The sequence below is a fragment of the Tsuneonella litorea genome, assembly GCF_025154015.1.
Classification (GTDB): Bacteria; Pseudomonadota; Alphaproteobacteria; order Sphingomonadales; family Sphingomonadaceae; genus Tsuneonella; species Tsuneonella litorea.
The window spans coordinates 146467-172582 of the sequence record NZ_JAOAMV010000002.1; the positions used below are offsets into that span (position 1 = coordinate 146467).

The 26116-nt window shown below is 65.6% G+C and carries 24 protein-coding genes; 12 read left to right on the forward strand and 12 right to left on the reverse strand.

Translation table 11 applies throughout. From position 1 onward, the window contains the following. Nucleotides 1-36: 36 nt before the first annotated feature. From gshB to rsmI, 3 genes are read right to left on the reverse strand one after another with little or no spacing between them, the layout of a single operon-like run. The gene (gene gshB, locus N0B51_RS04150; RefSeq protein WP_259960964.1) at nucleotides 37-987 is read right to left on the reverse strand and encodes a glutathione synthase; all 951 of its coding nucleotides are present in this window, start codon (nucleotides 985-987) and stop codon (nucleotides 37-39) included. 12 nt (nucleotides 988-999) lie between these two features. Beyond that, nucleotides 1000-1350, reverse strand: coding sequence for a YraN family protein (locus tag N0B51_RS04155; RefSeq protein ID WP_259960966.1), 351 nt, complete (start codon nucleotides 1348-1350; stop codon nucleotides 1000-1002). Continuing rightward, the gene (gene rsmI, locus N0B51_RS04160; RefSeq protein WP_259960967.1) at nucleotides 1347-2192 is read right to left on the reverse strand and encodes a 16S rRNA (cytidine(1402)-2'-O)-methyltransferase; all 846 of its coding nucleotides are present in this window, start codon (nucleotides 2190-2192) and stop codon (nucleotides 1347-1349) included. Before rsmI ends, N0B51_RS04155 begins: the two co-directional genes overlap by 4 nt. Nucleotides 2193-2231: 39 nt before the next feature. Here rsmI and N0B51_RS04165 point away from each other — a divergent pair, with 39 nt between their 5' ends. The 6 genes from N0B51_RS04165 (at nucleotide 2232) to N0B51_RS04190 (ending at nucleotide 8760) form a co-directional block, all read left to right on the forward strand. Continuing rightward, the gene (locus N0B51_RS04165) at nucleotides 2232-3404 is read left to right on the forward strand and encodes a penicillin-binding protein activator (protein WP_259960969.1); all 1173 of its coding nucleotides are present in this window, start codon (nucleotides 2232-2234) and stop codon (nucleotides 3402-3404) included. A gap of 57 nt (nucleotides 3405-3461) precedes the next feature. Next, a complete protein-coding gene (gene parE, locus N0B51_RS04170) occupies nucleotides 3462-5438 on the forward strand; it encodes a DNA topoisomerase IV subunit B (protein ID WP_259960970.1) in 1977 nt (658 codons plus the stop codon). A 45-nt stretch (nucleotides 5439-5483) separates the two neighbouring features. Next, nucleotides 5484-6773 (forward strand): serine hydrolase, encoded by a 1290-nt coding sequence (locus N0B51_RS04175; protein WP_259960971.1) that lies wholly within the window; start codon nucleotides 5484-5486, stop codon nucleotides 6771-6773. 60 nt (nucleotides 6774-6833) lie between these two features. Continuing rightward, a complete protein-coding gene (locus tag N0B51_RS04180; protein WP_259960972.1) occupies nucleotides 6834-7685 on the forward strand; it encodes an AAA family ATPase in 852 nt (283 codons plus the stop codon). Between the two features lie 5 nt (nucleotides 7686-7690). Next, nucleotides 7691-8398, forward strand: a complete 708-nt coding sequence (locus N0B51_RS04185; RefSeq protein ID WP_259960973.1) for a hypothetical protein — start codon at nucleotides 7691-7693, stop codon at nucleotides 8396-8398. A gap of 68 nt (nucleotides 8399-8466) precedes the next feature. Next, the gene (locus N0B51_RS04190; RefSeq protein ID WP_259960974.1) at nucleotides 8467-8760 is read left to right on the forward strand and encodes a PilZ domain-containing protein; all 294 of its coding nucleotides are present in this window, start codon (nucleotides 8467-8469) and stop codon (nucleotides 8758-8760) included. Nucleotides 8761-8766: 6 nt separating this feature from the next. Here the strand turns inward: N0B51_RS04190 and N0B51_RS04195 are convergent, their stop codons facing one another. Further along, the gene (locus N0B51_RS04195; RefSeq protein WP_259960975.1) at nucleotides 8767-10164 is read right to left on the reverse strand and encodes a methyl-accepting chemotaxis protein; all 1398 of its coding nucleotides are present in this window, start codon (nucleotides 10162-10164) and stop codon (nucleotides 8767-8769) included. Nucleotides 10165-10292: 128 nt separating this feature from the next. Here N0B51_RS04195 and N0B51_RS04200 point away from each other — a divergent pair, with 128 nt between their 5' ends. Next, a complete protein-coding gene (locus tag N0B51_RS04200; protein ID WP_259961466.1) occupies nucleotides 10293-11474 on the forward strand; it encodes a vWA domain-containing protein in 1182 nt (393 codons plus the stop codon). Nucleotides 11475-11518: 44 nt separating this feature from the next. On the opposite strand, the gene N0B51_RS04205 is transcribed toward N0B51_RS04200, so the two are convergent. From N0B51_RS04205 to N0B51_RS04215, 3 genes are all read right to left on the reverse strand, one after another. Continuing rightward, entirely contained in the window at nucleotides 11519-12829 is a 1311-nt protein-coding gene (locus tag N0B51_RS04205) for a spinster family MFS transporter (protein WP_259960976.1), read from the reverse strand. A gap of 93 nt (nucleotides 12830-12922) precedes the next feature. After that, nucleotides 12923-14122: an exo-beta-N-acetylmuramidase NamZ family protein gene (locus N0B51_RS04210; RefSeq protein WP_259960977.1), complete on the reverse strand. Its 1200-nt coding sequence runs from the start codon at nucleotides 14120-14122 to the stop codon at nucleotides 12923-12925. Further along, the gene (locus N0B51_RS04215; protein WP_259960979.1) at nucleotides 14119-14661 is read right to left on the reverse strand and encodes a DOMON-like domain-containing protein; all 543 of its coding nucleotides are present in this window, start codon (nucleotides 14659-14661) and stop codon (nucleotides 14119-14121) included. Before N0B51_RS04215 ends, N0B51_RS04210 begins: the two co-directional genes overlap by 4 nt. Nucleotides 14662-14692: 31 nt before the next feature. Here N0B51_RS04215 and tyrS point away from each other — a divergent pair, with 31 nt between their 5' ends. From tyrS to N0B51_RS04240, 5 genes are all read left to right on the forward strand, one after another. Then, nucleotides 14693-15901, forward strand: a complete 1209-nt coding sequence (gene tyrS, locus N0B51_RS04220; RefSeq protein WP_259960980.1) for a tyrosine--tRNA ligase — start codon at nucleotides 14693-14695, stop codon at nucleotides 15899-15901. 80 nt (nucleotides 15902-15981) lie between these two features. Further along, entirely contained in the window at nucleotides 15982-16320 is a 339-nt protein-coding gene (locus tag N0B51_RS04225) for a PilZ domain-containing protein (RefSeq protein WP_259960981.1), read from the forward strand. 80 nt (nucleotides 16321-16400) lie between these two features. Continuing rightward, entirely contained in the window at nucleotides 16401-17690 is a 1290-nt protein-coding gene (locus tag N0B51_RS04230) for an MFS transporter (protein WP_259960982.1), read from the forward strand. Next, nucleotides 17687-18607 (forward strand): cysteine synthase A, encoded by a 921-nt coding sequence (gene cysK, locus N0B51_RS04235; RefSeq protein ID WP_259960983.1) that lies wholly within the window; start codon nucleotides 17687-17689, stop codon nucleotides 18605-18607. Before N0B51_RS04230 ends, cysK begins: the two co-directional genes overlap by 4 nt. Further along, a complete protein-coding gene (locus N0B51_RS04240) occupies nucleotides 18604-19299 on the forward strand; it encodes a dienelactone hydrolase family protein (protein WP_259960985.1) in 696 nt (231 codons plus the stop codon). Before cysK ends, N0B51_RS04240 begins: the two co-directional genes overlap by 4 nt. Here the strand turns inward: N0B51_RS04240 and N0B51_RS04245 are convergent. The 5 genes from N0B51_RS04245 to N0B51_RS04265 all read right to left on the reverse strand — a co-directional run bounded on the left by N0B51_RS04245 (nucleotide 19296) and on the right by N0B51_RS04265 (nucleotide 26039). Further along, on the reverse strand, nucleotides 19296-19724 hold the full coding sequence (locus tag N0B51_RS04245; protein WP_259960987.1) for a DUF1330 domain-containing protein: 429 nt from the start codon (nucleotides 19722-19724) through the stop codon (nucleotides 19296-19298). The two genes, N0B51_RS04240 and N0B51_RS04245, sit on opposite strands and share 4 nt — an antisense overlap. A gap of 85 nt (nucleotides 19725-19809) precedes the next feature. Then, nucleotides 19810-21435, reverse strand: coding sequence for a long-chain fatty acid--CoA ligase (locus N0B51_RS04250; RefSeq protein WP_259960989.1), 1626 nt, complete (start codon nucleotides 21433-21435; stop codon nucleotides 19810-19812). A 43-nt stretch (nucleotides 21436-21478) separates the two neighbouring features. After that, complete coding sequence (gene dnaE, locus N0B51_RS04255; protein WP_259960990.1) at nucleotides 21479-24949, reverse strand: DNA polymerase III subunit alpha; 3471 nt, start codon at nucleotides 24947-24949, stop codon at nucleotides 21479-21481. 65 nt (nucleotides 24950-25014) lie between these two features. Further along, nucleotides 25015-25494 carry a glutathione peroxidase gene (locus N0B51_RS04260; protein WP_259960992.1) on the reverse strand — a complete coding sequence of 160 codons (480 nt, stop codon included), beginning with the start codon at nucleotides 25492-25494 and terminating at the stop codon, nucleotides 25015-25017. Continuing rightward, nucleotides 25491-26039, reverse strand: a complete 549-nt coding sequence (locus N0B51_RS04265; protein WP_259960993.1) for a hypothetical protein — start codon at nucleotides 26037-26039, stop codon at nucleotides 25491-25493. Before N0B51_RS04265 ends, N0B51_RS04260 begins: the two co-directional genes overlap by 4 nt. Nucleotides 26040-26116 lie beyond the last annotated feature (77 nt).

Sequence of the window (26116 nt, forward strand, 5' to 3'; positions counted from 1 at the left end):
GGAGGGGCGCGGACCGCATGGTTCGCGCCCCTTCTGCTATCCCAGGCGGCTTTCGATCGCGTCCCAGATACGGGCCGGCGTGTCGGTGCCGTTGAACCTGTCGATGACGACGATGCCGGTCGGGCTGGTGACGTTGATTTCGGTCAGCCACTGCCCGCCGATCACGTCGATCCCGACGAAGATCAGCCCCAGCTCCTTCAGGCGTGGCCCCAGCGCGGCGCAGATTTCCTGTTCCCTCGGGCTGAGCTGCGTGGCCTCGGCGCTGCCGCCAACCGCCAGGTTCGAACGAAACTCCCCCTCCCCGGGCTTGCGGTTGATCGCACCGGTAACCTCGCCGTCGATCAGCACGATCCGCTTGTCCCCGCTCGCGACCTCGGGGAGGAAGGGCTGGACCATGTGCGGCTCGGGCCAGGTCTGGTTGAACACCTCGAACAGCGCGGACAGGTTGTCGCCATCCTCGGGCACGCGAAAGATCGCCTTGCCGCCGTTGCCGTGGATCGGCTTGACCACCACGGCGCCGTGCCGGCGCTGGAACGCGCGCACTTCCTCGACCGAACGCGTGACGAGCGTGGGTGGCATGAACTCGCGGTAATCGAGCACCATGACCTTTTCGGGCGCATCGCGGACCGAGCGCGGGTTGTTGACCACCAACGTTTCCCCCTCGATCCGCTCGAGCAGGTGCGTGGCGGTGATGTAACCCATGTGAAACGGCGGGTCCTGCCGCATGAGGACCACGTCGACGTCACGTCCAAGATCGAGCCGTCGCACCTCGCCGGCACTGAAGTGATCGCCCTCGACTCGCTGGACCCGCACCGGGCAGGCATGAGCGATTAGCCGGTCGTCGGCATCGAGCGTCAGGCTGCCAACGTCGTAATGAAACACCTCGTGACCGCGCTCCTGTGCGCTGAGCATCAGGGCGAAGCTCGAATCCCCGGCGATGTTGATGCTTTCGAGCGGGTCCATCTGGACCGCGACGCGCAGGCTCATTTTTCGATTTCCCTATGGTTGCCAGGCGTTGACGATGTGATGCGGCAGGCGACCGGGCGCAAGAAGGATCACGTCGACGCGCAAGTCCTCCTCGTCTGCCGCGTATTCGTGCGCCACGGCTTCCGCAGCGGCCGCGACGCGCCGCAGGCGGTAATCGTCGATCGCCAGCGCGAGATCCTCGGCCCGGCTGCGCCATTTGACCTCGACAAAGGCGATCGTCCGCGCACGGCGCACGATAAGGTCGATCTCCCCCACCGGCGTCTTGCGGCGCCGGGCCAGAACCGCCCACCCCTTCGCGCGCAAATACAGTTCGGCTGCCAGTTCACCCTTGCGGCCGGCGGCCTCCGCCCTTTGCCGCTTCATCCGCCGCGCAGTTCCATCGCACGGGCATACAGCGCCTTGCGGTCGATTCCCGTGGCCCTGGCCACCTGCGCAGCCGCTTGCGACGGCTTGAGCGTGGCCAGCGCATCGGCCAGCAGGGCGTCGGCATCGGCCCGCCCAACCGGCTGCTCGCCCGGCGGCCCGACCAGCAGGACGATTTCGCCCTTCGGCGGATGCGCGCCATACCATTCGGCCAACTTCAGCGGAGAACCTGTCCGGCATTCTTCGTGAAGCTTGGTCAGTTCGCGCGCCACAGCGACCTCTCGCCCGGGCAGGATTTCGCAGATCGCGGCGAGCGACCTGGCGAGCCGCGGACCGGTTTCGTAAAAGACCAGCGTGGACCGAACGGCGCCAAGATCCGCCAGCACTTCCGCGCGCGCCTTGTCCTTAGCCGGCAGGAAGCCTGCGAACATGAACCGGTCGTTCGGCAGGCCGGACAGGGTCACGCCGGCGATCGCCGCGCAGGGTCCGGGGATCGAAGTCACCGGAATTGCCTGCTCCCGGGCATCGCGAACGAGCCGGTAGCCAGGGTCCGAGACCAGCGGCGTACCCGCATCGCTGACGAGAGCGACCGCACGGGTCTGCATCGATTCGACGAGCCGGGCCCGGTCCTTCTCGCTCGCGTGGTCGTCGTAGCGCCAAAGCGGTTTCGAGAGGCCCAGGTGCTTCATCAGCTTTCCCGTCACCCGCGTATCCTCGCACGCCACCGCGTCGCACGCACCGAGCACCTCGATCGCTCGCAAGGTGATGTCCCCGAGATTGCCAATCGGCGTGGCCACGATGTAGAGGCCGGGGGAAAGGGTCGCGGGCGAGTGGTGGGACACGGCGCGCCTCATGGACCAGCGACGCGGGGAGCGGCAAGCATGAACATCGGAACGATCGATCGGCGCAAGATCGTGGCAGTAGGCGCGGCGATGCTGCTCGCGGGGTGCAAGATCATTCCCGGCGGGGGGACCAGCACCACGGGCCCCGCGCCTGCGCCGACTCCGACACCGACACCGGTGATTCAGCCCCTGCCCGACGACGATGGCCGCCACAGGGTCGCGTTGCTGGTACCCATGTCCGGCCAGAACGGTGCCGTAGGCCAGTCGATCGCGAACGCGACCACGATGGCCCTGCTCGATACCAACGCCGACAATCTCCGCATAACGACCTACGATACTGCCACCGGCGCCCGGAACGCCGCCGCGCGCGCGATTGCAGATGGTAACAAGCTCATTCTTGGCCCCCTCCTGTCGGACGACGTCGCCCAGGTGCTCGCCGAAGCGCGTCCGGCCGACGTTCCGCTGATCACCTTTTCAAATGACAGCAAGGTCGCCTCACCGGACGTGTTCGTCTTCGGCCAGGCTCCCGAACAGTCTATCCAGCGCAGCGTCGATTATGCGCGTGGGCATGGCTCAAGGACTTTCGCCGCGATCGTCCCGGAAGGCGAATACGGCAATCGCGCCGCGGCCGCCTTTCGCACGGCGGTGGCCAACTCGGGCGGAACCTTCGCCGGCGCGGAAACCTATGCCCGCGGCAACACATCGATCGTGAGCGCGGCGACCCGGCTCTCGCAGCGCGGCGGTTTCGATACGGTGCTGATCGCTGACGGTTCGCGCCTTGCGGGTCAGGCTGCGGCGGTGATCAAGCCGCGTGGCGCCGGATCGACCAGGATTCTCGGAACCGAGCTTTGGAGCGGCGAAAGCGAAGTGACGCGGACCCCGTCGCTGCGCGGCGCTTGGTTCTCCGCGCTGTCGGACGCGCGCTTTCGCCGTTTTTCGGACAGCTACAAGGGCCGGTTCGGCGCACAGCTCTATCGCGTGTCGACGCTGGGTTACGATGCGGTCCTGCTCGCCCTGCGCATCGCGAGGGAATGGCGTCCGGGCCGCAGCTTTCCGACGTCCAAGCTGCGTGACGAAGGCGGCTTCCTCGGTCTCGACGGCGCCTTCCGCTTCACGCGCTCAGGTGTGGTCGAACGCGCCATGGAAGTGCGCGAGGTACGCGAGGGCACCGTCGCAATCGTCGATCCGGCGCCGGCGAAGTTCGGCGGCTGACGATAACTCGCCGACCTGCTTGAAGCTGCGCGAATCCGCGGCCTATAGCCTGTAGCCATGTCCGAAGACCTGTTCGCCAAGCCGGCCGCCACGAGCGGCGACTATGATGCCTCATCGATCGAGGTGCTCGAGGGCCTTGAGCCGGTGCGCCGTCGGCCGGGAATGTACATTGGCGGGACCGACGACCGGGCGCTCCACCACCTCGCCGCCGAGGTGCTCGACAACGCGATGGACGAGGCCGTCGCCGGTCACGCCAATCGCATCGAGGTGGAACTCGGCGAAGGTAACGTGCTTACCATCAGCGACAACGGTCGGGGGATCCCGGTTGGCGAGCACCCCAAATATCCCGGGAAGTCGGCACTCGAGGTCATCCTCACCACGCTTCACTCAGGCGGCAAGTTCTCGGGCAAGGCCTATGCCACCAGCGGCGGTCTCCACGGGGTCGGCGTTTCGGTTGTCAACGCGCTGAGCGATCATACCCGGGTCGAAGTCGCCACCAACCGCGAGCTTTTCGCGCAGGAGTTTTCCAAGGGCGTGGCCACCGGTCCGCTGCAGAAGCTGGGATCGACCCCCAACCGCCGCGGCACCACGGTGACCTTTCACCCCGATGCCGAGATCTTTGGGGAGCGGGCGTTCAGTCCCAAACGCCTGTTCAAGCTGGCCCGGTCGAAAGCCTATCTCTACGCCGGGGTCGAGATACGCTGGAAGTGCGCCCCTTCGCTCGCCAGCGAGGACGTGCCGCCCGAAGCGGTGTTCCAATTTCCCGGCGGTCTTGCCGACCATCTCGCCGAACAGACCGCAGGACGCGAGTGCGTCACCGCCCAGCCCTTTGCCGGCCGGCAGGACTTTCCCGAAGAGCAGGGACGGGTCGAGTGGGCCGTCGCCTGGCCGCTCTGGTCGGACGGGTCGTTCAGCTGGTACTGCAACACCGTCCCAACCCCCGATGGCGGCACGCACGAGCAGGGCCTGCGCGCCGCGCTGACGAAGGGCATCCGCGCGTTCGGCGAGCTCGTCGGACAGAAGAAGGCGAAGGACATCTCGGCCGACGACGTGATGACCGGCGCCGAGGTGATGCTCAGCGTGTTCATCCGCGACCCGCAGTTCCAGTCGCAGACCAAGGACCGGCTGACGTCGCCCGAGGCCGCGCGCCTCGTCGAGAACGCCGTGCGCGACCACTTCGACCATTTCCTCGGCGACAACATGGAACGCGGCCGCGCGCTGCTGGGCGCGGTGATGGAGCGGATGGACGAGCGGCTCAAGCGCAAGGCCGAGCGCGAGATCAAGCGCAAGACCGCCACCAACGCCAAGAAGGTGCGGCTGCCTGGCAAGCTCACCGACTGCACCGGCGAAGGCGACGGCGAGACCGAGCTGTTCATCGTCGAGGGCGACAGCGCGGGCGGAAGCGCGAAGCAGGCGCGCGATAGAAAGACCCAGGCGATCCTGCCGATCCGCGGCAAGATCCTCAACGTCGCCTCGGCCAGCGCCGACAAGATCCGGGCCAACTCCGAGATCGCCGACCTGGTGCTCGCGCTCGGGTGCGGCACCCGCAAGGACTGCAACGCGGACCAGCTCCGCTACGACCGCATCGTCATCATGACCGATGCCGACGTGGACGGCGCCCACATCGCCACCCTGCTGATGACGTTCTTCTTCCAGGAAATGCCCGACGTCGTCCGGCGCGGGCACCTGTTCCTCGCGCAGCCGCCGCTCTACCGGCTGACCGCGGGCAAGGAGAGCGCCTACGCGCGCGACGACGCGCACCGAGCGGAGCTGGAGGCGACGGTGTTCAAGGGCAAGACGGTCGATGTCGGGCGTTTCAAGGGCCTGGGGGAGATGAACCCGCAGCAGCTGCGCGAGACCACGATGAACCCGGAATCGCGCAGCATGATCCGGATCACCCTGCCGCCCGAGCACGAACAACGGCACGCGATCAAGGAACTCGTCGACCAGCTCATGGGACGCAACCCCGAGCACCGGTTCAATTTCATCCAGAACCACGCCGGCGACCTCGATCGCGAACTGATAGACGCCTGAGCCTGGGCCGGTTGATAAGGCCATTGCTTCTACTATGCTCGCCCAATGGCGAAACGGTTTCTCTTTCTCATCCCGCTGCTTGCCCTCCAAGCGACGGTGTCGGCCGCGCAGGACGTCTCCACGGTTCAGCAGCAAACGAGCGCCGTCCAGCGCGCTGCCGAGGGCGTCGTTGCCGTCTGGCGGGGAGAGGTATCCGCGCAGATGGTCTTTGCACCCGCATTTCTCGCCGCGGTTCCAGAGCAGCAGTTGGCGGCACTCAAGACACAACTTGAAGGTCAGTTCGGGCCATTCGTCGGGCTCGAAGCCGTCGAGCCCACCAGCGTCGATTCGGCAACTGTGCGGTTGCGATTCGAACGGGCAACGATCGCGGGACCGATGACGCTGGCACGGGACGGGAAGGTCGCCGGACTGTTGCTTAACGATATCAAGCCAGCAGGCGACAGCATTGCGTCGATCGGCGCGGAGCTGGCCGATTTGCCCGGCAAGATCAGCGTCGTCTATGCCCCGCTGGACCCAGCTAAACCCTCGATCGTCGCGGTCAATCCAGGCTCGCACATGGCAATCGGATCGACCTTCAAGCTCTACGTGCTATCCGCCCTCGCCCACGAAATCGCTCACGGCGCGCGCCGCTGGGACGATGTGGTGACGCTCGAGGCGCGCAGCTTCCCCAGCGGACGGCTGCAGAACTGGCCCGCCAGCGCTCCGCTGACGCTGCACACGCTGGCGTCGATGATGATCTCCGAGAGCGACAATACTGCAACCGATCAACTGATACGAACCCTCGGCCGGGCGGCGATACAAGAGGAGGTGAAAGCGAGCGGTCATACGGCGCCCGAGCGCATGTTCCCCTTCCTCACCACCATGGAGTTGTTTGCCCTAAAAGGCGATGCGGCGTCCGCTCGCGCTTTCGTGAATGCACCGAAAGAGCGACAACGCACTCTTGTCGAGGAGCTTGCGCAGCGAATCGACCGCGATCCGGCTTCGGTCGTCCCGCCTGCGTTCAGCGAGCCGAAGATGATCGAATCGCTCGAATGGTTCGCCAGCGCCGAGGACCTGCGGCGGCTGATGGCGCGTATCGTCGCGCTTGAGGACCCGACCGCGCGGCAAATCATGGCCGTCAATCCGGCAATGCCAGCGGCCCGACGCGGCGATTGGCGATATGTCGGTTACAAGGGCGGCTCCGAACCCGGCGTGCTCAACATGTCGTGGCTCCTCCAGGACCGGGCGGGCGACTGGCGAGTGCTGGCGATGAGCTGGAACGATCCGGCCTCCTCGCTCGACCTGACGAAGTTCGAGCTGCTGTCGCAACGTCTGCTGGCCGCTTCGCCACCCTAGCCCTTGCCCTCTTTGTCGCGCGCCCTTAACGCACACGTAAAGTTGCACAGGGAAACGGACATGGTCGATCGCTTCGAAGGCACCAGCAGTTACATCGCGACCGAGGACCTCAAGGTCGCGGTCAACGCGGCGGTCACGCTGCGCCGCCCCCTGCTGGTCAAGGGCGAGCCCGGCACCGGCAAGACCGTCCTCGCCTATGAAATCGCCAAGGCGATCGACGCCCCCTTGATCGAATGGAACGTCAAGTCGACGACCAAGGCGCATCAGGGCCTCTACGAATACGACGCGGTCGCGCGCCTGCGCGACGGTCAGCTGGGCGAAGAACGCGTCCACGACATCCGCAACTACATCAAGCGTGGGAAGCTGTGGGAAGCGTTCACCTCTGAGCAGCTGCCGGTGCTTCTGATCGACGAGATCGACAAGGCCGACATCGAGTTTCCGAACGACCTCCTGCAGGAACTCGACCGGATGCGGTTCGACGTCTACGAGACGCAGGAGACGATCGAGGCAAAGGAGCGCCCGATCGTCGTCATCACCTCGAACAACGAGAAGGAATTGCCCGACGCATTCCTGCGGCGGTGTTTCTTCCACTACATCAAGTTCCCCGACCGCGAGACGATGCGCGAGATCATCGAGGTGCACTATCCCGGCATCCAGAAGATGCTGGTGACCAAGGCGATGGACGTCTTCTACGAGATCCGCGAAGTGCCCGGCCTCAAGAAGAAGCCCTCGACGAGCGAGCTGCTCGACTGGCTCAAGCTGCTGCTGAATGAAGATATGCCGCTCGAGGTGCTGCAGGACCGTGACCCGACCAAAGCGATTCCGCCGCTGCACGGGGCACTCCTCAAGAACGAGCAGGACGTGATGCTGTTCGAGCGGCTGGCCTTCATGGCGCGGCGGCAGGGGGCCTGAGGCGCTTGCCGCGCGCCGCTTGGGAAAGCTGGCGCGCCTGTCTCGCATGGGGCGCGGCAACCTTGCTGATCGCGCTCGCCTTCGGGCTGTTCGTGCCCGTTTCGCTCGCGCAGCCGCTGGCGGATTCCCGCGTGACCGCGCCGATGCTCGCTTTCGAATTCGCCCGTGACGCGCGCGATCTCGCGGCGGTATTCGGAACCGGCGCGGACCCGTCGCGCGAAGCCCGGCTGGCGGGATTCCGGGCGGGCAACCTGCTCGATTACCTGTTCATGCTCGCTTATGCCTCGTTTCTGGTCGCGTTCTTCCGGATGAGCGCAGCGGACCTCGATGCGCCGCGCTGGCGCGCGGTCGCCTGGCTCGCGCCGGTCGCGGGCACGGCCGATGCAGTCGAGAACGCGATCCTGCTCTCGCTGAACGCCGACCTTGCCGATCCCGCGACTCGCCTGGCAATCCTGCCGTGGCCCGTGTGGATCAAGTTCGGTCTGCTTTCGGCGCTATCCGCCGCGGCGGGGCTTGCCCTGTGGCGTCAGCGCGCCCTGCCGCTCGCACTCCTGTGCGCCGCCGCGCCGGTTCTCGCACTGCCGGCAATCGCGTTTCCCCACCGCTGGGGACAGGCGAATGCAGCAGCGATTGGCGTGTCGTGGGCTGCGATCCTGCTCTGGAGCGCGTGGAAGGCCTGCCGCCACCCCCGCTCAGCGGAAAAGCCGGACTAAGCTTTTGCATCGAGTTGCCCCACCCGCTACTCTCGCGGCAAGGGTACGCAAAAAGAGAATCTGCTCATATGGGCGAGGCGCGCAGGGATGGACGACATCCCCTAGAGGTCTGGGGTCACTACCGCACCGGAAGCGGGCTGCGACGCGACGTCCCGATCAAGGATCTATCGGAATCCGGCTGCCGCTTCTTCGACAAGTTTTCCAGTCTCCTGCCCGGCATGGAGCTGACCTTGCGGATCGAGACGATCGGTCCTTTCCCGGCCACCGTAAGGTGGCAGGAGGAGGGTTACGTCGGCGTGCAGTTCCACCAGCGCCTGTACGGGCCGACTTTCGATCATATTCGTCTTCGACTGGCGTCGTAACGCGCCTCAGAGAACGTAGGCCAGCTCGAAGTCGCCCCAGCGGCGGCCGTTGATCACCAGCGGGACATAGACGTTTCGGACGACCTCGTAGGTCGTGCCGTCGCCTTCCTGGCGATAGACGGCCATCATGTAGGGATCCCCGCTCGCCTTTGCCTTGCGATCGATCGCGTCGAACAGGATCCGGCCATTGCGGCAATACTTCGTGTCGTGCGCGAGATCTCCGGTCGGTTGGCGCGACCGATCGGTGACATGGGTCGGAAGGAACCCGCGCATGTCCGCCTGGCTGCACATCTTGACCGGTCCGCCCTCGGCAAGCAGCCGATCGTTGATCGGCCGCCAGTGCGCGTCTGCCCAGTCGCTGAGCGCGGTACGGAAACGCGGCGGGTTCGAGTTGGGTACTTCGCGATAATCCTGGTCGAAAAGCGCGGAGGCCGACAGCTTGCCCTCCGCGATCGCCGCTTCAGCGACCGCGACGATCTCGCGCGCGAATCCTTGCGCCTTGTCGACCATCATGCTGTCGCGGGGGGAGAGGCCGGCTTTGACGATCTCGTCGAACATCGCGCTTGCCGTCAGTTCGAGTTCCTCGATCCGCAGGTGCGCCCGCGACAGCTTCTCCTCGTTGTCGACCGCCGCGCTGTCGAACGAATCGAGCATGGCCTGGACCCCGTTGACATGGTCGCTGATCGTCGCGGTGGCACGCGTGATCTGGTCATTCTGACCGTCGACCTCGACGATCAGCTCGTTGACCGAGCGCATCGTGTGCTGGATCTGCCCGACCGAAACCTTCGCCTCGCCGCTTGCCTTGCCGCCGCGTTCGATCTTGGCGATCACCTCGTCGGCTTCGGCACCAAGGGTGTCGATCGTCCGCCCGATCTCTTCGGTCGCCCGGCGCGTGTCGCTGGCGAGACTCTTCACCTCGTTGGCGACCACTGCGAACGTACGCCCTGCGTCGCCCGCGCGCATCGCCTCGATCGTCGCGTTGAGGGCGAGAATGTTGGTAGTTTCGGCGATCTGGTCGATTTCCTGCGCGCTGGAGCGTACCTGGGCCATCGCCGCTGCGAAGCCGGTCACGTGCTGGGTCAGCGTCTCCACGAGCTCGAGCAGTTCGGTGATCTGGTCGAGCGAGGACTGGATCAGCGTCGAGCCCTCGCCGAGCCGCTCGATCGCGCGCTCGGACAGCAGACGCGCCTCGTCGCTGGCCTGGGCCACCCGCATCTGGTCGGTTTCCAGGGCGGATACGGTTTTCTGCAGGGCCGAATGTTCGTCCCGCAGGCGCTCCGACGACAGCATGACAGAGTGAATGATGCCAGCCACATCGGTGCACCCCACGGTCACGTCGCCGCAACTGGCGGAAATCCGGTCGATGCCCTTGCCGGCAGTGCTGTCGATGGCGATCTGTTCCATACGTCCCCTGTTCGCGTTCGCGTCGCCAGTTGCTTAGGAGGCCATGGTTAGCGAAGCTTTAAGCGGCCGGCGAAAACCTGCGCCAAGCAAGCTGGCGCCGGCGCGCGCGGCGCGATATGCAGCGCACCATGTTCTTCAACTTCGTCGACGAGCTGCGCGCCGCGGGGATCCCCGCGAGCTTCAAGGAACACCTCACCCTTCTCGAGGCGCTCGACAAGGACGTGATAGAGCAGACGCCCGAGGCGTTCTATTATCTCAGCCGCGCAACGTTCGTGAAGGACGAAGGGCTGATCGATCGGTTCGACCAGGTCTTCCAGAAGGTCTTCAAGGGCATCCTGTCCGATTACGGCCAGAAGCAGGTCGACATTCCGGAGGACTGGCTGAAGGCCGTGGCCGAGAAGTTCCTGACCCCCGAGGAGATGGAGGCGATCAAGTCGCTCGGCTCGTGGGACGAGATCATGGAGACGCTCAAGAAGCGGCTCGAGGAGCAGCAGAAGCGCCACGAGGGCGGCAACAAGTGGATCGGCACCGGGGGCACGAGTCCGTTCGGGCACGGGGGCTACAACCCGGAGGGTGTCCGCATCGGCGGCGAGAGCAAGCACAAGCGCGCGCTCAAGGTGTGGGAGAAGCGCGAGTTCAGGAACCTCGACAACACGCGCGAGCTCGGCACCCGGAACATCAAGATGGCGCTTCGCCGCCTGCGCCGCTTCGCGCGCGAGGGTGCCGCCGACGAGCTCGATCTCGATGCCACGATCGAAGGGACCGCCAAGCAGGGCTGGCTCGACATCCATATGCGGCCCGAGCGGCACAATGCGGTCAAGCTGCTGCTATTCCTGGATGTCGGCGGATCGATGGACCCGTTCATCAAGCTCGTCGAGGAACTGTTCAGCGCCGCCACAGCCGAATTCAAGAACCTCGAATTCTTCTACTTTCACAACTGCCTCTACGAAGGCGTGTGGAAGGACAATCGCCGGCGCTGGGCAGAGCGCACCAAGACCTGGGACGTGCTCCACAAGTTCGGCCACGACTACAAGATCGTCTTCGTCGGCGACGCGGCGATGAGCCCTTACGAGATCACCCATCCGGGCGGGAGCGTCGAACACATGAACGAAGAGGCCGGCGCGGTGTGGATGCATCGCGTGACCAACACCTATCCCGCGACCGTCTGGCTCAACCCGGTACCCGAGCAGCAATGGGGCTATTCGCAGTCGACCAAGCTGATGAAGCAGCTGGTCAACGACAGGATGTATCCCCTGACCCTCGACGGCCTCGACGATGCCATGCGGGAATTGAGCCGCAAGCAGGGATAGTCTGTTTCTGCCGGCGGTCCTTCAAGCCGGGGTCGGGGGCCGCGTCATCCGGCCTGGTCGAGTTCCTTGTTGAGGCGCAGGCTGCAACGCCAGAAGAAGAACGCCGGCAAGAGGCCGAGAGCCGTCGCGGTGTAGAGGACCACCTGCACGCTGTCCTCGCCGAAACTCGGCTTGATCCAGTCCGACAGCATCCCGAACAGGAGCGGGCCGAACCCCAGCCCGATCAGGTTCTGGAAGAATAGCAGCACGGCCGCCGCCATCGCGCGCGACCGCAGCGGAACAAGGCCCTGCGCGCTCGAATAGGTCGGCCCGTAATAGAGCGAGTTGAGCACCGTCGGCACGAACAGCAGGGCAAGCGCCACCCGCCAGTCCGCCGCCGCATAGCCGAAATAGGCGATCGGTGCGGCAACCGCCATGCCGACCGCCGGAGCCGTCAGCACGTGCCGCCGGTTGGTCGCACCCCAGCGATCGGCGATTTTGCCGCCCAGGATCGTGCCGAATATCCCGGCGATGCCGTTGATGATCCCGAAATACAGCCCGACCTCTCCCGGCGACAGGTCATGCGTCCGCTGGAAGAAGATCGTCGCCCACGTCGTCTTGCCGTAACTGAGGAACGAGGCGCTGGATGCGGCGACCAGCAACAAGACCATCGCGGGCGATCCGAACACGGGTGCCAGCATGTCACGAATGCGCTGATGCAGCGCCTTTCCGGGAAGCGTGCTGTCGGGTTCTGCGGCAGCCGCTGCCGCAAGTCCGCTCAGGCGCGGGTCCTTGAGGAGCGCGATCACGACGAAGGCAAGCGCGACCCCCGGAATGCCCACGACGACGAAGGCCATCCGCCACCCAACCATGTCGGCCAGCAATCCGCCGATGATCATGCCCAGCAGGGTGCCGATCGGTATCCCGAGCGCATAGAACGCGAGCGCCGACGCCCGGCGTTCCTTGGGCACGATGTCCGAGATGAGCGAATGCGCCGCCGGCGTGCAGCCGGCCTCGCCCACCCCCACCCCGACCCGGGCAAGCAGAAGCTGCACGAAGTTCTGTGCGATGCCGCAGACGGCGGTCATCGCTGACCAGATGGCCAGCGCTACTGCGATCAGGCGTGGGCGATTCGTCGTCGGGCGGTCCGCATAGCGCGCGATCGGCAGTCCGAGGACCGTGTAGAACAATGCGAATGCGAGCCCGGTCATCAGGCCGATCTGCGTGTCCGACAGGCTCAGGTCCTTGGCGATCGGCTCCGCGAGGATATTGACGATCTGCCGGTCGATAAAGTTGAAGATGTACACGATGAGGAGGATCCACAGCGTCGCTGAGACTCCTCGCTGCGCGGCGACTTGCGCCGGGGCACTGGCCATATTCGATCCTCTCGTCGCGGCATCGATCGCCGTCTTGACGAGAGCCTCTGATACCACCCGATCAGGGTCAAGCAAAAAAGGGGGTATGCCGGGTCAGTAGAGCAGGCAGTCCGCCGTGACGCTCCTCCATGCGTATTCGTCGGCTCTCGCCTGGCGATCCAGATCCTCCGGTGATGCAGACGGATCGTCCACCCATTCGCGAAGGGCGGGGCCGCCGTTAATGACGTCTATCGCGAGGCGATCGAATTCGTACTCGTACGGAAAATCCCGCCATAGGTCATAGTTCGAACGAAGGGTACGGATCGCCTTGAACGCGAGCGCCTGCAGGCGCCATGGGCTGAACGAGACGTGATCGTAGAATCCGTGCTCCGCGTGGATCATCAGTCCGCCGCACAATTGCCCGGCGTGCTTGTGAAAGGTCGGCTCGAACCAGCAGGGCCGAAGTGCGCACCCCGCGAGCCATTCGGGCGCGATGCGGTTCATCTCGGCGAGCACCGCAGCGCCGTCGAGGTCGGGCGCGCCGAACAGGACTTCGAGGGGCCGTGTGGTGCCACGTCCTTCGCTCAGGTTGGTGCCTTCGAGCATTACGGTGCCGGCATAGGCACGCGCCATGTTGATGCTGGCCGCGTTGGGGCTGGGATTGATCCAGACCCGGTCCGTCGGCCAGCCATATCCGGGGCCGGCTTCGGGCAGCCAGTGATGCATGTCGATCACGCGGTAATCGACGTCGAGCCCGAAGCGGCGGATGAACCAGTGACCCATTTCGCCCATCGTCAGCCCGTGTCGCATGGGCATCTCGGCCGCGCCGACGAAACTTTCCTGCCCCGGGACGAGCAGCGTGCCCTCAACCGGGCGCCCGGCGGGATTCGGCCGGTCCAGCACCCAGACTTCCTTGCCGTGCTCGGCAGCCGCCTCGAGAAGGTAGAGCAGCGTGGTGACGAACGTATAGATCCGGCAGCCCAGGTCCTGCAGATCGAACAGGAACACGTCGGCGGTGCTCATCATCTGGCCGGTCGGCCGGCGCACGTCTCCGTACAGGCTGAAAACGGGAATGCCGTACTGCGGATCGACCTCGTCCGCGGTCTCGACCATGTTGTCCTGCTTGTCGCCCTTCAGACCGTGCTGGGGGCCGAACGCGCTCGTGATGTTCACCCCTACTTCGACCAGTGCGTCGAGGCTGTGCGCCAGGCCCGCGGTGACCGAAGCCGGGTGCGCTATCAGCGCGACGCGCCTTCCTTTGAGCGCCTGCAGGAGATCCGGCTCGCTCAGCAGCCGGTCGATACCGAATTTCATGGCGTTGGCGGTGGCGCAAGCTTCGCCGCGAAGCAAGCCGGGTCGTGGAAATCGGGTTTCGCTTCGGGATGCGCGATCGCCCAGTAGCTCATCGTTCCGCCCTCTTCCTCGATCACGCAGGCGAAGTTTGCCGCGGCCGGCAAGGGGGGCAGCACATCGAGGGGTATCGCCGCGTCGAAGATCGCGAAACTGCTGCCCAGGCGCATCGTGCAATCGGGTTCGCGGGATGCCGGCCGGTCCTCCATCCCGTCGCGGTATGACGTGAAGTCGTAGGCCGCCCATCGTTCAGAGGGCGACAGGTTGAGTTCGGTGTAGGCCTCGCCGTCACCTGGCCGGAGAAACAGCTCGAAGCAAGTCGTCTTCCACAACTCGTCCGATCGCCCACGCCCGCCGAAAGCGGGGACGACAAGCGCCTGTGCCCCGTCGATCCGCCACCGAACGCGAAGCCAGTCCACGTCGAATCCGACGACCCGCGCCTCGATCCCCCTGACCCTGCGCGGCGGGTGCGTCGCGTGCGCCACCAACCGATACGTTTGCATGTATGCGCCCCCGTGCTAACCGCCCGCCGCCATGAGTGCGTACGAATCCGATCTGCTGCGCCTGCTCGACGAGCGGGGCTATGTCCACCAGATGACCGACGCGGCGGGTCTGGACGCCCTCGCCGCGCGCCAGATCGTGCCCGGCTATATCGGGTTCGATGCCACGGCCCCATCGCTTCACGTGGGCAGCCTGGTCCAGATCATGATGCTCCGCCGCCTTCAGCAGGCGGGCCACAAGCCGATCGTCGTGATGGGCGGCGGTACGACCAAGGTCGGCGACCCCTCCGGCAAGGACGAATCGCGCAAGCTTCTCACTCCCGAGATGATCCGCGACAACATCGCCTCGATCCGCCCCGTATTCGAGAACCTCCTGCGGTTCGACGACAGCGAGACAGGCGCAATCATGGTCGACAACGACGAGTGGCTGAGCGCGCTCGGCTACGTCGAACTCCTGCGCGATGTCGGCCCACACTTCACGATCAACCGCATGCTCACCTTCGATTCGGTGAAGCTGCGGCTCGAGCGCGAGCAACCGCTGACGTTCCTCGAATTCAATTACATGATCCTGCAGGCGTACGATTTCCTCGAACTCGCCCGCCGCTACGAATGCCGCCTGCAGATGGGCGGCAGCGATCAGTGGGGCAATATCGTCAACGGCATGGAACTCGCCCGCCGGATGGAAGGGCGCGAACTGTTCGGTGTGACCACGCCGCTGCTGACGACCGCGGACGGAGCCAAAATGGGCAAGACGGCCGCGGGCGCGGTGTGGCTCAACGAGGACCAGCTGCCGAGCTACGATTTCTGGCAATACTGGCGCAACGTCGACGATCGCGACGTCGGCCGGTTCCTGCGCCTGTTCACCGACCTGCCACTGGACGAGATTGCAAGGCTCGAGGCACTGGGTGGCGCGGAGATCAACGCGGCCAAGGTCGTGCTGGCGAATGAAGTCACAAGCCTTGTCCGGGGAGACGAGGCCGCGCGGTCGGCCGAGAGCACGGCCGCAACGACGTTCGCGGGCGGCGGCGCCGGCGAGGACCTTCCCACGATCGACCTTGCCCCGGGGATGACGTTCGTCGCGGCGCTGACCGCGATCGGCTTTGCCGCGTCGAATGCAGAGGCGAAGCGCAAGATCGCGGAGGGCGCGGTCAAGCTCGACGGCGAAACCGTGAGCGACCCTACGCTGCCGGCCCGGCCGGGGCGATTGAGCCTGGGGAAGAAACGGCACGGAATCCTCACTTAGGTCCGCTCGCTTTAACCCAATATCAGCGATTATCGGTCATCACGGCGCCTATCCACACGCAAAGGGAGGGTCGTGGTCCAGTGTCTGTCGGAGCTCAGCTTTCGGTAACCGATCTGCGCCGCGCCGCGCGGCACCCGGTCGATTACCCGGTCATTGCCGAGCACCAGGTGCACGGCGACCTCAAGCTGCACGTCGCTAACCTCTCTGCGCACGGCTTCATGGTCGACAACGCGCAGGGCCTCCAGCGCGGTGACCGGGTGATCATCCGCCTGCCCGAGGTGGGACGGATCGAGGCCTATGTCATCTGGACCCGCGACGAGCGTGCCGGCTTCCAGTTCGAGCGGATTATCCGGCTCGACAATTTCGTCCGCGTGATCGAAGCGTTGCAGCCGAACCCGCGGTTGCGCCGGGCGCGCTGAACCAGGGTCCGCTTACCGGGCCAACTTTTCGTTAGCGGTCAAGGCGCAGCACTTGCTTGGCAATCGCCGGGCCGCCTGTCATGGCGCGCCCTGTGAACGCGCATCCCCATCCGATCCGGATTGCCAACTTCCGGGCCTATTTCCTGTCCCGACTGCTGGGGACGATCGCAGTCAGTGCCCAGGCAATCATCATCGGGTGGCAAGTCTATGCCCTCGCCCGGCAGACAATGGACATCAAGGAAGCGGCGTTCCTGCTGGGCATGATCGGGCTCGTCCAGTTCGTGCCACTGTTCCTGCTTACCCCGGTCGTCGGCCTTGTCGCCGACACTTTCGACCGGCGCTGGATCGCACGCTGGACCACGCTCCTGTTGACGCTCAATGCCGCCGGGCTGGGCTACCTCACGTGGAGCGGCCAGCTGACCTTGCCGTTCCTGTTCGTCGCGGCGATGTTCGTCGGCATCGCGCGAGCCTTTTCGGGGCCGGCCTACTCGGCGCTCGCTCCCAACCTGGTTCCCAGAGAAGTGCTGCCCACGGCCATCGCCGTCAGTTCGATGGCATGGCAGGTCGGCATGATCGCGGGGCCAAGCGTCGGCGGCGTGCTCTACGCGATCCATCCCGATGTCGCCTACGTTGCCATATCGGCCATGCTCGCGATTTCGCTGTTGCTGATATTCCTGATTTCGCCGGTGCCGCAGCCGCCGGTGCAGAAGGACAGGCGGCCGATCCACCGGGTGATCGACGGTTTCCGGTACGTGCGGGACAACCGGCTGGTGCTGGCGGCGATTACCCTCGACCTGTTCGTCGTGCTCCTCGCCGGTGCGACCGCGCTTCTGCCGGTTTTCGCGCGCGACATTCTCCACGTCGGCGCGGACGGTTTCGGACTGCTTGCGGCGGGCATGGGGATCGGCGCCACGTCGGCTTCGATCTGGTTCTCGATCTACCCGATGAAGACCGAGGTCGGGCTCAAGATGATCGGCGCGGTGATTGTCTTCGCGCTGGCAATTTTGACGTTTGGCCTTTCGACGCATTTCTGGCTCAGCCTTGTCGCGCTGATCGTCGCGGGGGCCGCCGACATGGTTTCGGTCTACGTCCGCCAGTCGCTGATCCAGCTTCACACGCCCGACGAGATGCGCGGCCGCGTCGGGGCCGTTTCCGCGCTCACCATTTCCGCGTCGAACGAGCTTGGCGAAACCGAATCCGGCCTACTGGCCTCGGTGATCGGTCCGGTCGGAGCGGTCGTGTTCGGCGGTGTCGCGGCGATCGCCATCACGCTGGCCTGGGTACGGATCTTCCCGGAACTCAGGCTTGCCAAGACCTTTGATCCGAAGGCACCATCGAGAAAAGACCAACCTCAGGAGGCGACCCCATGAAAGCCGACAGCGTCCTTGCCACCATCGGCAACACCCCGCACATCCGCCTGTCGCGAATGTTCCCCGACCACGAGGTCTGGGTGAAGAGCGAACGCACCAACCCGGGCGGTTCGATCAAGGACCGCATCGCGCTCGCCATGGTCGAGGACGCAGAGAAATCCGGTGCCCTGAAACCGGGCGGCACGATCATCGAACCGACCAGCGGCAACACCGGGATCGGCCTGGCGATGGTGGCCGCGGTCAAAGGTTACCGGCTGGTCCTCGTCATGCCCGAGAGCATGAGCCTCGAACGGCGGCGGCTCATGCTCGCCTATGGCGCTACGTTCGACCTCACGCCGAAGGAAAAGGGCATGAAGGGCGCACTCGAGCGCGCCGGCGAACTGGTGGAATCGACCCCCGGAGCCTGGATGCCGCAGCAGTTCGAAAATCCGGCGAACGTGGCGGTCCACGCAAGGACGACAGCGCGCGAAATAATCGTCGATTTCTCCGATGCGCCGGTCGACGTGCTGATCACCGGGGTCGGAACAGGCGGCCACCTCACTGGCTGTGCAGAAGTGCTGAAGGCCGAATGGCCGGCCATGAAAGCCTACGCAGTCGAGCCGGCGCTTTCACCGGTCATCTCGGGCGGGCAACCGGGGCCGCACCCGATCCAGGGGATCGGCGCCGGCTTCATCCCGGGCAACCTCCACACGCGGGCGATCGACGGGGCGATCCAGGTCGATGCCGATGCCGCCAAGGACATGGCGCGGCGCTGCGCGGCCGAAGAAGGCCTGCTGGTCGGGATTTCCAGCGGAGCGACGCTCGCGGCGATCGCGAAGAAGCTTCCCGACCTGGCGGCGGGCTCGCGCGTTTTGGGCTTCAACTACGATACCGGCGAACGATATCTGTCGGTCCCCGATTTCCTGCCGGAGGCGTGACGTTGGAACCGGTCGCGTACCGCGACGGGCCGGTCGACCTAAGCGGGATGCTCTACAGGCCGGTCGGCAAGCCCCGGGCGGCGGTCGCCGTCTTTCCGACGATCCTGAACCCGACGCCGGCAGTGGAAGCCAAGGCAAGGGCGCTGGCCGAGGCTGGCTATGTCGCCCTGATCGCCGACTTCTACGGCCAAAGCCCGGCCGATTTTCCCGCGGCGGTTGCGCTGTCGACCGATCTGCGGGCCGATCCCGCGCGCTATCGCAAGCGCCTGGCGGCAGCCCTCGACGCGTTGTCCCGGGCGGCGCCGGGCTTGCGCCAGGCGGCGATCGGGTTCTGCATGGGCGGCCAGGCAGTGGTTGAGCTGGCCCGCGAGGGCGCAGACCTGGTCGCCGTCGCAAGTTTCCATGGCCTGCTCGACACGGGCGCGCCGGCCGAACCGGGGACGGTCAAGGCGCGCATCCTGGTATGTCATGGGGACGCCGATCCGCTGGTCCCGAGGGAACAGGTCGTCGCCTTCTGGGAAGAAATGGACCGGGCGGGCGCGAACTGGCATTTTCACGCCTACAGCGGCGTGGTCCATGGGTTCACCAATCCGAACCGCCCGCCGGCGGGCGGCCCGGTCGCCTACGACGCCAGCGCGGATCGCCAGAGCTGGGCGGCCATGCTCTCGCTGTTCGACGAAGTATTCGGCTAGAAGCCGTCCCCCGCGTCCCGGGGCGCGAACCGGACGAGGCGGCTGTCCGCCAGGGCAGCCGTGCGATTCACGACGGCCTGCTGGTAGGCCGGGTCCATGATCATCTCGAAGAATGCGGCGGCGTTCGGATAGGCGGCGATGAACCCGTCGTCCCACGTCATCGCGTCCGGCCCTGTCACGACCGTTTCGAACACCCCTCTCCACACAAGGGTTCCGCCTACCCGGCGAAAGATCGGCCCGCTCGTGCGCCCGTACTCCTCGTAGGCGCGGCGCCCGCTCCAGCCCTTTTGCGCATTGGGATGGCCATCGGGATATTCGGCTTCGTCGCGGTAGCGCAGGAGATTGAGCATGTGGATGGGCGTGTCGCGGGGCAGCGACTTGAAAACGTCGAAATTCGCCCGACTGGGATCGATATACGCCGTCATCGGCAATACCGCCTGCTACACACGGCGCGTCTGATGGCCATCGCGACAGAACCGTTCGGTGCGACGGGCGTGACCGGAGCAGTCCTCATTCGGCCCCCTCAAGCCTGTATTCGCGGAACTGCTCGCGCAGGTCCTTCTTGCTGATCTTGCCCGTCCCGGTGTGAGGAATCTCGTCGACGAACTCGACCGCGTCGGGCAGCCACCACTTGGCGACCTTGTCCTTCAGGTGGGCGAGCACCTCTTCGCCGCTCACGGTCGAGCCCTGCTTGGCCACGCACACCAGGATTGGCCGTTCGTCCCATCTGGGATGGGGTATGCCAATGGCCGCCGCCTCGGCAATCGCCGGATGGCCGACCGCGGCGTTTTCGAGCACGACCGAGCTGATCCATTCGCCGCCCGACTTGATCACGTCCTTTGTCCGGTCGGTCAGTTGCAGGGTGCCATCGGGATGGATCACCGCGACATCGCCGGTATCGAACCACTGGTCGGCATCGACGGCATCGCCCTCGCCCTTGAAGTACCGCTTGATCACCCATGGTCCGCGAACCTGCAGCGCGCCCGATGTTTCGCCATCGCGCGGCAGGACCTTCGTCGGATCGTCAAGATCGACGCAACGCAGTTCCACGCCGAAGGCCGGACGCCCCTGCTTCATCACCAGCGCGACCTGATCGTCGAAGGTCATCTCCTCCCACCCCGCAGGCGGCGAGCCGGTGGTGCCGATCGGGCTCGTCTCGGTCATGCCCCACGCGTGCGCCACACTGACGCCGTTCTTCATCAACCGCTCGATCATGAACTTCGGCGCGGCCGATCCGCCGATGATCGCGCGACGCAGCTTGCCCACGTCGCGAACGTCCTTGCCGACCGAATCGAGGTAGTTGAACATCGCGAGCCAGACGGTCGGCACCCCGGCCGAATGGGTCACGCCCTCGCGGTCCATCAGACCGCAGAGGATCTCGGGATCATTGACCTGGGAATAGACGAACTTGATCCCCGGGATCGTGCCAGCCCACGGCAGACCCCAGCTCGCTGCGTGGAACATGGGCACGACCGGCAGGACGACCGCACGCGAATCGGCATCGAACAGGTTCGGTTGCACGCCGGTCATCGCGTGCAGCATCGTCGAGCGGTGCTCGTAGAGGACGCCCTTGGGATTGCCGGTGGTTCCGCTGGTGTAGCACAGCATGCAGGGATCGCGCTCGCCGACGGGTTCCCACTGGGTATCGCCGTCGTGTGCGCCGATCCAGTCCTCGAAGGCGGGCGCGTGTTCCCCCGAATCGAAGCACACGTATGTTTCCACGCAGGGCCATTTCTCCCGCATCCGGTCGACGATCGGCTGGAAGGCGGAATCGTAGAGAAGCACCCGGTCCTCGGCGTGGGTGACGATGTATTCGAGCTGGTCGTCGAACAATCGCGGGTTGATCGTGTGGAGCACCCCGCCCGCGCCCACCGCCCCGTACCAGCTTACGAGGTGCCGGCTGTGGTTCATCGCAAGCGTCGCCACCCGGTCGCCCTTGCGCACGCCGGCGGCGCGCAGGGCTTGGGTCATCCGCAGCGCATCGCGGCGGACGCCGGCCCAGTCGGTCCGCGTCTCGCTGCCGTCGGCCCAGTGGGTAACGTGTTCGCGCGCGCCATATTCCCGCGCGGCGTGATCGATCAGGTGCGTGACCACCAGATCCCAATCCTGCATCGCCCCAAGCGCCGAAAACGCCATCGATCTCTCCTCCTACTAGCCCGTCTCCGGGCGGAGGCCGGGATCAGGCGACCAGTCGCAGGCTGGGGCCGCGCTGGGTTGTGAGCTGCACATTGGCAAGTCCCTCGACGCTTGCCAAGCGTTCGGCGAGTTCACCGTCGAGCTGGTAACTCCACCCGAGCCGCACGACCGGTTCGCCGGGGCCGCCGGTTCGCAATCGCACGCGAACCTCGCCGCGGCCGTCCGGGCCGGGGACGAGCTGGGACCGGAGCGCCTCGATCGCTTCCGGCTGATCGACATCGAGGGTCAGCACCATCCGGGCCGCCGCCTTCACGTCCCGCAGCGGCCGCGCGCCGCGCACGGTCACGCGCGGTGGCTCGTCGGGACTCGGGCTGTCGAGTTCGACGTTGAGCAGCACGCAGGTGCCTTCATCCGCCCACTTGACGAAGCTGGCGACCAGCGATTCCTCGAAGCAGGCGGCGGAAAACTGTCCCGAACTGTCCGAGAAATCCGCCCGCACGAAGTCCTTGCCCTTGCGCGTGCGACCCTTGTTCACCTTTTCGACCATGGCAGCCATGACCGCGGGCGCCCGGCCCCCGCTCGGCGCACCTGATTCCATCAACGAGGCAAAACTGCGCGCGCCGTTCGCCGAGGCGATCGCCCGATACTGCTCGACCGGGTGAGCGGAAAAGTAGAAGCCGAAGTTCTCGCGCTCCTTCGCCATCCGTTCCGCGCGCGGCCATTCCTCGACATCCCTGAGCCGCAGGGCGGTATCCGGCTGGCTTTCACCGCCGAAAAGCGCCGCCTGACCGCTCTCCCGCTCGCGGTTGGCCGCTTCGCTGACCGCTAGCAGCAGGTCGGCGTTGGCGAACAGCTTGGCCCGGTTGGGCTCGAGCCGGTCGAGCGCGCCCGCCGCGATGAGGCCCTCGAGCTGGCGCGAGTTCATCGATCCCTTCGGCATTCGCCCGAACAGGTCCTCGAGCGATTCGAACCAGCCATGCGCCTCGCGCTCCTCGACCAGCGCCTCCATTGCCTTCTCGCCGACGTTCTTGATGCCGGCGAGCGCGTACCGCACCGCGTAGCCTTCATCGGTGCGTTCGACCGTGAATTCCGCTTCGGACCGGTTCACGTCAGGCGGTGCGATCTCGATTCCCGCGCGCCGCGCATCGTCGACGAACACCGCCAGTTTTTCCGACTGGTGCATGTCGAAGCACATCGACGCGGCGTAGAACTCTTCCGGGTAATGCGCCTTGAGCCAGCCCGTCTGGTACGCCAGCAACGCATAGGCGGCGGCGTGCGACTTGTTGAAGCCGTAGCCCGCGAACTTGTCGATCAAGTCGAACAGTTCATTCGCGCGCTTGGGCGGAATCTGCGAAACCTTCGCGCATCCGTCCACGAAACGCTGGCGCTGGGCGTCCATCTCGGCCTGGACCTTCTTGCCCATCGCCCGGCGGAGCAGGTCGGCATCGCCGAGCGAATAGCCCGCCAGGATCTGAGCGGCCTGCATGACCTGTTCCTGGTAGACGAAGATGCCGTAGGTCTCGGCGAGGATGCCCTCGAGCTTGGGGTGCGGATATTCGATCGGCACCTCGCCCGCCTTGCGCTTGCCGAATAGCGGGATGTTGTCCATCGGCCCCGGCCGGTAGAGCGATACGAGCGCGATGATATCGCCGAAATTGGTCGGCTTCACCGCCGTCAGCGTGCGCCGCATCCCTTCCGATTCGAGCTGGAATACGCCGACCGTGTTGCCGCTCTTCATCAACTCGTAGACTTGCGGGTCGTCGAGCGGGAGCGTGCCGAGGTCGATCGTCACGCCGCGCTTCGCGAGCAGTTCGACCGCCTTCTGCAGCACTGACAGCGTCTTGAGGCCAAGGAAGTCGAACTTGACCAGCCCCGCACTCTCGACGTGCTTCATGTCGAACTGCGTCACGGGCATATCGGACCGTGGATCGCGGTATAGCGGGACGAGCTTCGCCAGCGGCCGATCGCCGATGACAACGCCCGCGGCGTGGGTCGAGCTGTTGCGCGGATACCCCTCGAGCTGCATCGCGAGGTCGATCAGCCGCCGCACATCGTCGTCGTTGTCGTACTCGCGCTTGAATTCCGACACGCCGTTCAGCGTGCGCGGCAGCGTCCAGGGATCGGTCGGGTGATTGGGCACCATCTTGCACAAGCGGTCGACATGACCGTAGCTCATCTGCAGGATACGCCCGGCGTCGCGCAGCACCGCGCGCGCCTTGAGCTTGCCGAAGGTGATGATCTGCGCGACGTGGTCGTTGCCGTATTTCGCCTGGACGTAGCGGATCACCTCGCCGCGGCGCGTTTCGCAGAAGTCGATGTCGAAGTCGGGCATCGACACGCGCTCGGGGTTGAGGAACCGCTCGAACAGCAGGCCGAGCTTGATCGGGTCGAGATCGGTGATCGTCAGCGCCCAGGCGACGAGGCTGCCGGCGCCCGATCCGCGGCCCGGCCCCACCGGTATCCCGTTGTCCTTGGCCCACTTGATGAAGTCGGCAACGATCAGGAAGTAGCCCGGAAAGCCCATCTGGTTGATGATGTCGATCTCGAACTCGAGCCGGTCGGTGTAGACCTTGTGCTCGTCATCGGAGAGCTCCCCGTATTTCTCGAGCCGCGCGGCGAGACCCCGGCGTGAATCCTCCGCCAGCATACGCGCCTCGCCCTCCAGGTCCCCCGCCAGGCTCGGCAGGATCGGATCGCGCCTGGGTGGCGCGAACGCGCATCGCTGCGCCACGACGAGCGTGTTCGCGGTGGCCTCGGGAAGGTCGGCGAACAGTTCCTCCATCATCGGGGCCGACTTGACGAAGGCCTCCGGGTTCGAACGCGGACGCTCGGCGGCATCGATGTGGGTGGAATTCGCGATGCACAGCATGGCATCGTGCGCCGGATGGAAATGCGGGTCGGCGAAGTTCGCCGGATTGGTCGCGACGAGCGGCAGGTCGCGCGCGTATGCAAGATCGATCAGCGCATCCTCCGCCGCATCGCACACCGCGCTGCTGCGACGGGCAAGCTCGATGTAGAAGCGGCCCGGGAACAGGTTCTGTAGCCGGTCGCACAGCGCTTCGGCATCATCGGTCCGCTCGGCAGCCAGCAGCCGGGTCAGCGCGCCCTCGCCCGCCCCGCTCAGTGCAATGAGGCCGTCCGTATGTCCGCAGAGATCGTCGGGGGCGACGTGCGCGGGAAGTTCCAGCGGGCGCGCCAGGTGCGCCCGGCTTACGAGATGGCAAAGGTTGTCATAACCCGCCTCGTCCTGCGCAAAGAGGGGCAGGTAGTCGATCGTCGCGCCGGCGGCGTCGCGCGAAACGCCAAGCAGCGTGCCGATGATCGGCTGAACCCCCAGGTCGAAGCACGCCTTGGCGAACGCGACCACGCCGTAAAGGCCGTTGCGGTCGCAGATCGCGATCGCCGGAAAGCCACGGTCCTTGGCAAGCCGCGCAATGGCTTTCGGATCGATCGCCCCTTCGAGCATCGAGTAGCTCGACATGACGCGCAAGGGGACGAACGGGGCGTAGGCCATGCCCGAAGATGGTGGTTCCCCCCGCGATTCGTAAAGGCCTCGCGCGGGCGATTTGTCCACAGCGGTCAGAGAAGTTTCTCGATGTCCTTCTCGATCGACCTGGGCGCGTCCTGCGGCGCGTACCGCTTCACCACGTTGCCCTCGCGATCGACGAGGAACTTCGTGAAGTTCCACTTCACGGATCTGGATCCCATGAGCCCGGGCGCCTCGGACTTCATCCAGTCGTAGAGCGGGCTGGCTCCTTCGCCGTTGACCTCGATCTTCTTCAGCACTGGAAAGGTCACGTCGTAGGTGAGCTTGCAGAAAGTCGCGATCTCTTCGGCGTCGCCGGGCTCCTGCGCGCCGAACTGGTTGCAGGGGAAGCCCAGCACCTCGAACCCCCTGTCGCCGTACTTGCGCTGAAGCGCCTCCAGACCCTCGTATTGGGGCGTGAATCCGCATTTGCTCGCGACGTTGACCACCAGCAGGACCTTGCCAAGCTTCTCCCCGAGGTCGAGCGGGGTACCGTCAGCCGTCTCGACGGTGAAATCGGCGATCGTGGTCATGGGTGCTGGTTCCCTTCGGACTGAATGTCCCGAGGGCGATAGATCAGGTCGAAGGTCGTTTGCCAAGTCATCCCGTGGTCGCCGGAAAACTCGCCGTGCTGGCGCACCGAGCCATCGGGACGACGGCCATAAGTCATGCGCGTCAACCCGTCCTCTCCGTTCGGCCCGGACCCTTTCCAGCGCCCGGTCAGGACCATGCCGCCAGCCACCGGGCGGCCCGTGAAAAAGACCGGTCCCGGCGCGCTGCCGACCCAGGTCTGGTGCCACAAGCCGGTGTCCGGATCGTAGGCGTTGAGGCTGCCACCGCCAGCCCCCTTCAGCGGCATCCAGTTTTCACGCACCGCGCAGCCTGCATAGAGCTTCTCGATCCGGCTGCGTGCCACCTGTTGCTCCTTGCCTTCGGGATAGACGTCCCACTCGCCGATCCAGAAGTCGAACGCGGAAAATGCCGCGCCTTCGCAGCCTGGGCGGCCAGGCGCTGACGGAGGCGTGGCCGCGCCGGCGGAAACCTGGGCAAGGAGCAGGACGGCGATTGTTGCGGACATGGCGGCATCTCCCCGAGGTGAACTCAGCAGGCGCCTTAGCAGAAATCAGACCGGGTCGGGCGAATGGCCTGCCCGCT

What these genes read in the sequence shown, in the direction of transcription:
- gshB (WP_259960964.1), bottom strand. Translation starts at nt 987, where the DNA reads ATGAGCCTGCGCGTCGCGGTCCAGATGGACCCGCTCGAAAGCATCAAC.
- N0B51_RS04155 (WP_259960966.1), bottom strand. Translation starts at nt 1,350, where the DNA reads ATGAAGCGGCAAAGGGCGGAGGCCGCCGGCCGCAAGGGTGAACTGGCA.
- N0B51_RS04165 (WP_259960969.1), top strand. Translation starts at nt 2,232, where the DNA reads ATGAACATCGGAACGATCGATCGGCGCAAGATCGTGGCAGTAGGCGCG.
- parE (WP_259960970.1), top strand. Translation starts at nt 3,462, where the DNA reads ATGTCCGAAGACCTGTTCGCCAAGCCGGCCGCCACGAGCGGCGACTAT.
- N0B51_RS04175 (WP_259960971.1), top strand. Translation starts at nt 5,484, where the DNA reads ATGGCGAAACGGTTTCTCTTTCTCATCCCGCTGCTTGCCCTCCAAGCG.
- N0B51_RS04180 (WP_259960972.1), top strand. Translation starts at nt 6,834, where the DNA reads ATGGTCGATCGCTTCGAAGGCACCAGCAGTTACATCGCGACCGAGGAC.
- N0B51_RS04190 (WP_259960974.1), top strand. Translation starts at nt 8,467, where the DNA reads ATGGGCGAGGCGCGCAGGGATGGACGACATCCCCTAGAGGTCTGGGGT.
- N0B51_RS04195 (WP_259960975.1), bottom strand. Translation starts at nt 10,164, where the DNA reads ATGGAACAGATCGCCATCGACAGCACTGCCGGCAAGGGCATCGACCGG.
- N0B51_RS04200 (WP_259961466.1), top strand. Translation starts at nt 10,293, where the DNA reads ATGTTCTTCAACTTCGTCGACGAGCTGCGCGCCGCGGGGATCCCCGCG.
- N0B51_RS04205 (WP_259960976.1), bottom strand. Translation starts at nt 12,829, where the DNA reads ATGGCCAGTGCCCCGGCGCAAGTCGCCGCGCAGCGAGGAGTCTCAGCG.
- N0B51_RS04210 (WP_259960977.1), bottom strand. Translation starts at nt 14,122, where the DNA reads ATGAAATTCGGTATCGACCGGCTGCTGAGCGAGCCGGATCTCCTGCAG.
- N0B51_RS04215 (WP_259960979.1), bottom strand. Translation starts at nt 14,661, where the DNA reads ATGCAAACGTATCGGTTGGTGGCGCACGCGACGCACCCGCCGCGCAGG.
- tyrS (WP_259960980.1), top strand. Translation starts at nt 14,693, where the DNA reads ATGAGTGCGTACGAATCCGATCTGCTGCGCCTGCTCGACGAGCGGGGC.
- N0B51_RS04230 (WP_259960982.1), top strand. Translation starts at nt 16,401, where the DNA reads ATGGCGCGCCCTGTGAACGCGCATCCCCATCCGATCCGGATTGCCAAC.
- cysK (WP_259960983.1), top strand. Translation starts at nt 17,687, where the DNA reads ATGAAAGCCGACAGCGTCCTTGCCACCATCGGCAACACCCCGCACATC.
- N0B51_RS04245 (WP_259960987.1), bottom strand. Translation starts at nt 19,724, where the DNA reads ATGACGGCGTATATCGATCCCAGTCGGGCGAATTTCGACGTTTTCAAG.
- N0B51_RS04250 (WP_259960989.1), bottom strand. Translation starts at nt 21,435, where the DNA reads ATGGCGTTTTCGGCGCTTGGGGCGATGCAGGATTGGGATCTGGTGGTC.
- dnaE (WP_259960990.1), bottom strand. Translation starts at nt 24,949, where the DNA reads ATGGCCTACGCCCCGTTCGTCCCCTTGCGCGTCATGTCGAGCTACTCG.
- N0B51_RS04260 (WP_259960992.1), bottom strand. Translation starts at nt 25,494, where the DNA reads ATGACCACGATCGCCGATTTCACCGTCGAGACGGCTGACGGTACCCCG.
- N0B51_RS04265 (WP_259960993.1), bottom strand. Translation starts at nt 26,039, where the DNA reads ATGTCCGCAACAATCGCCGTCCTGCTCCTTGCCCAGGTTTCCGCCGGC.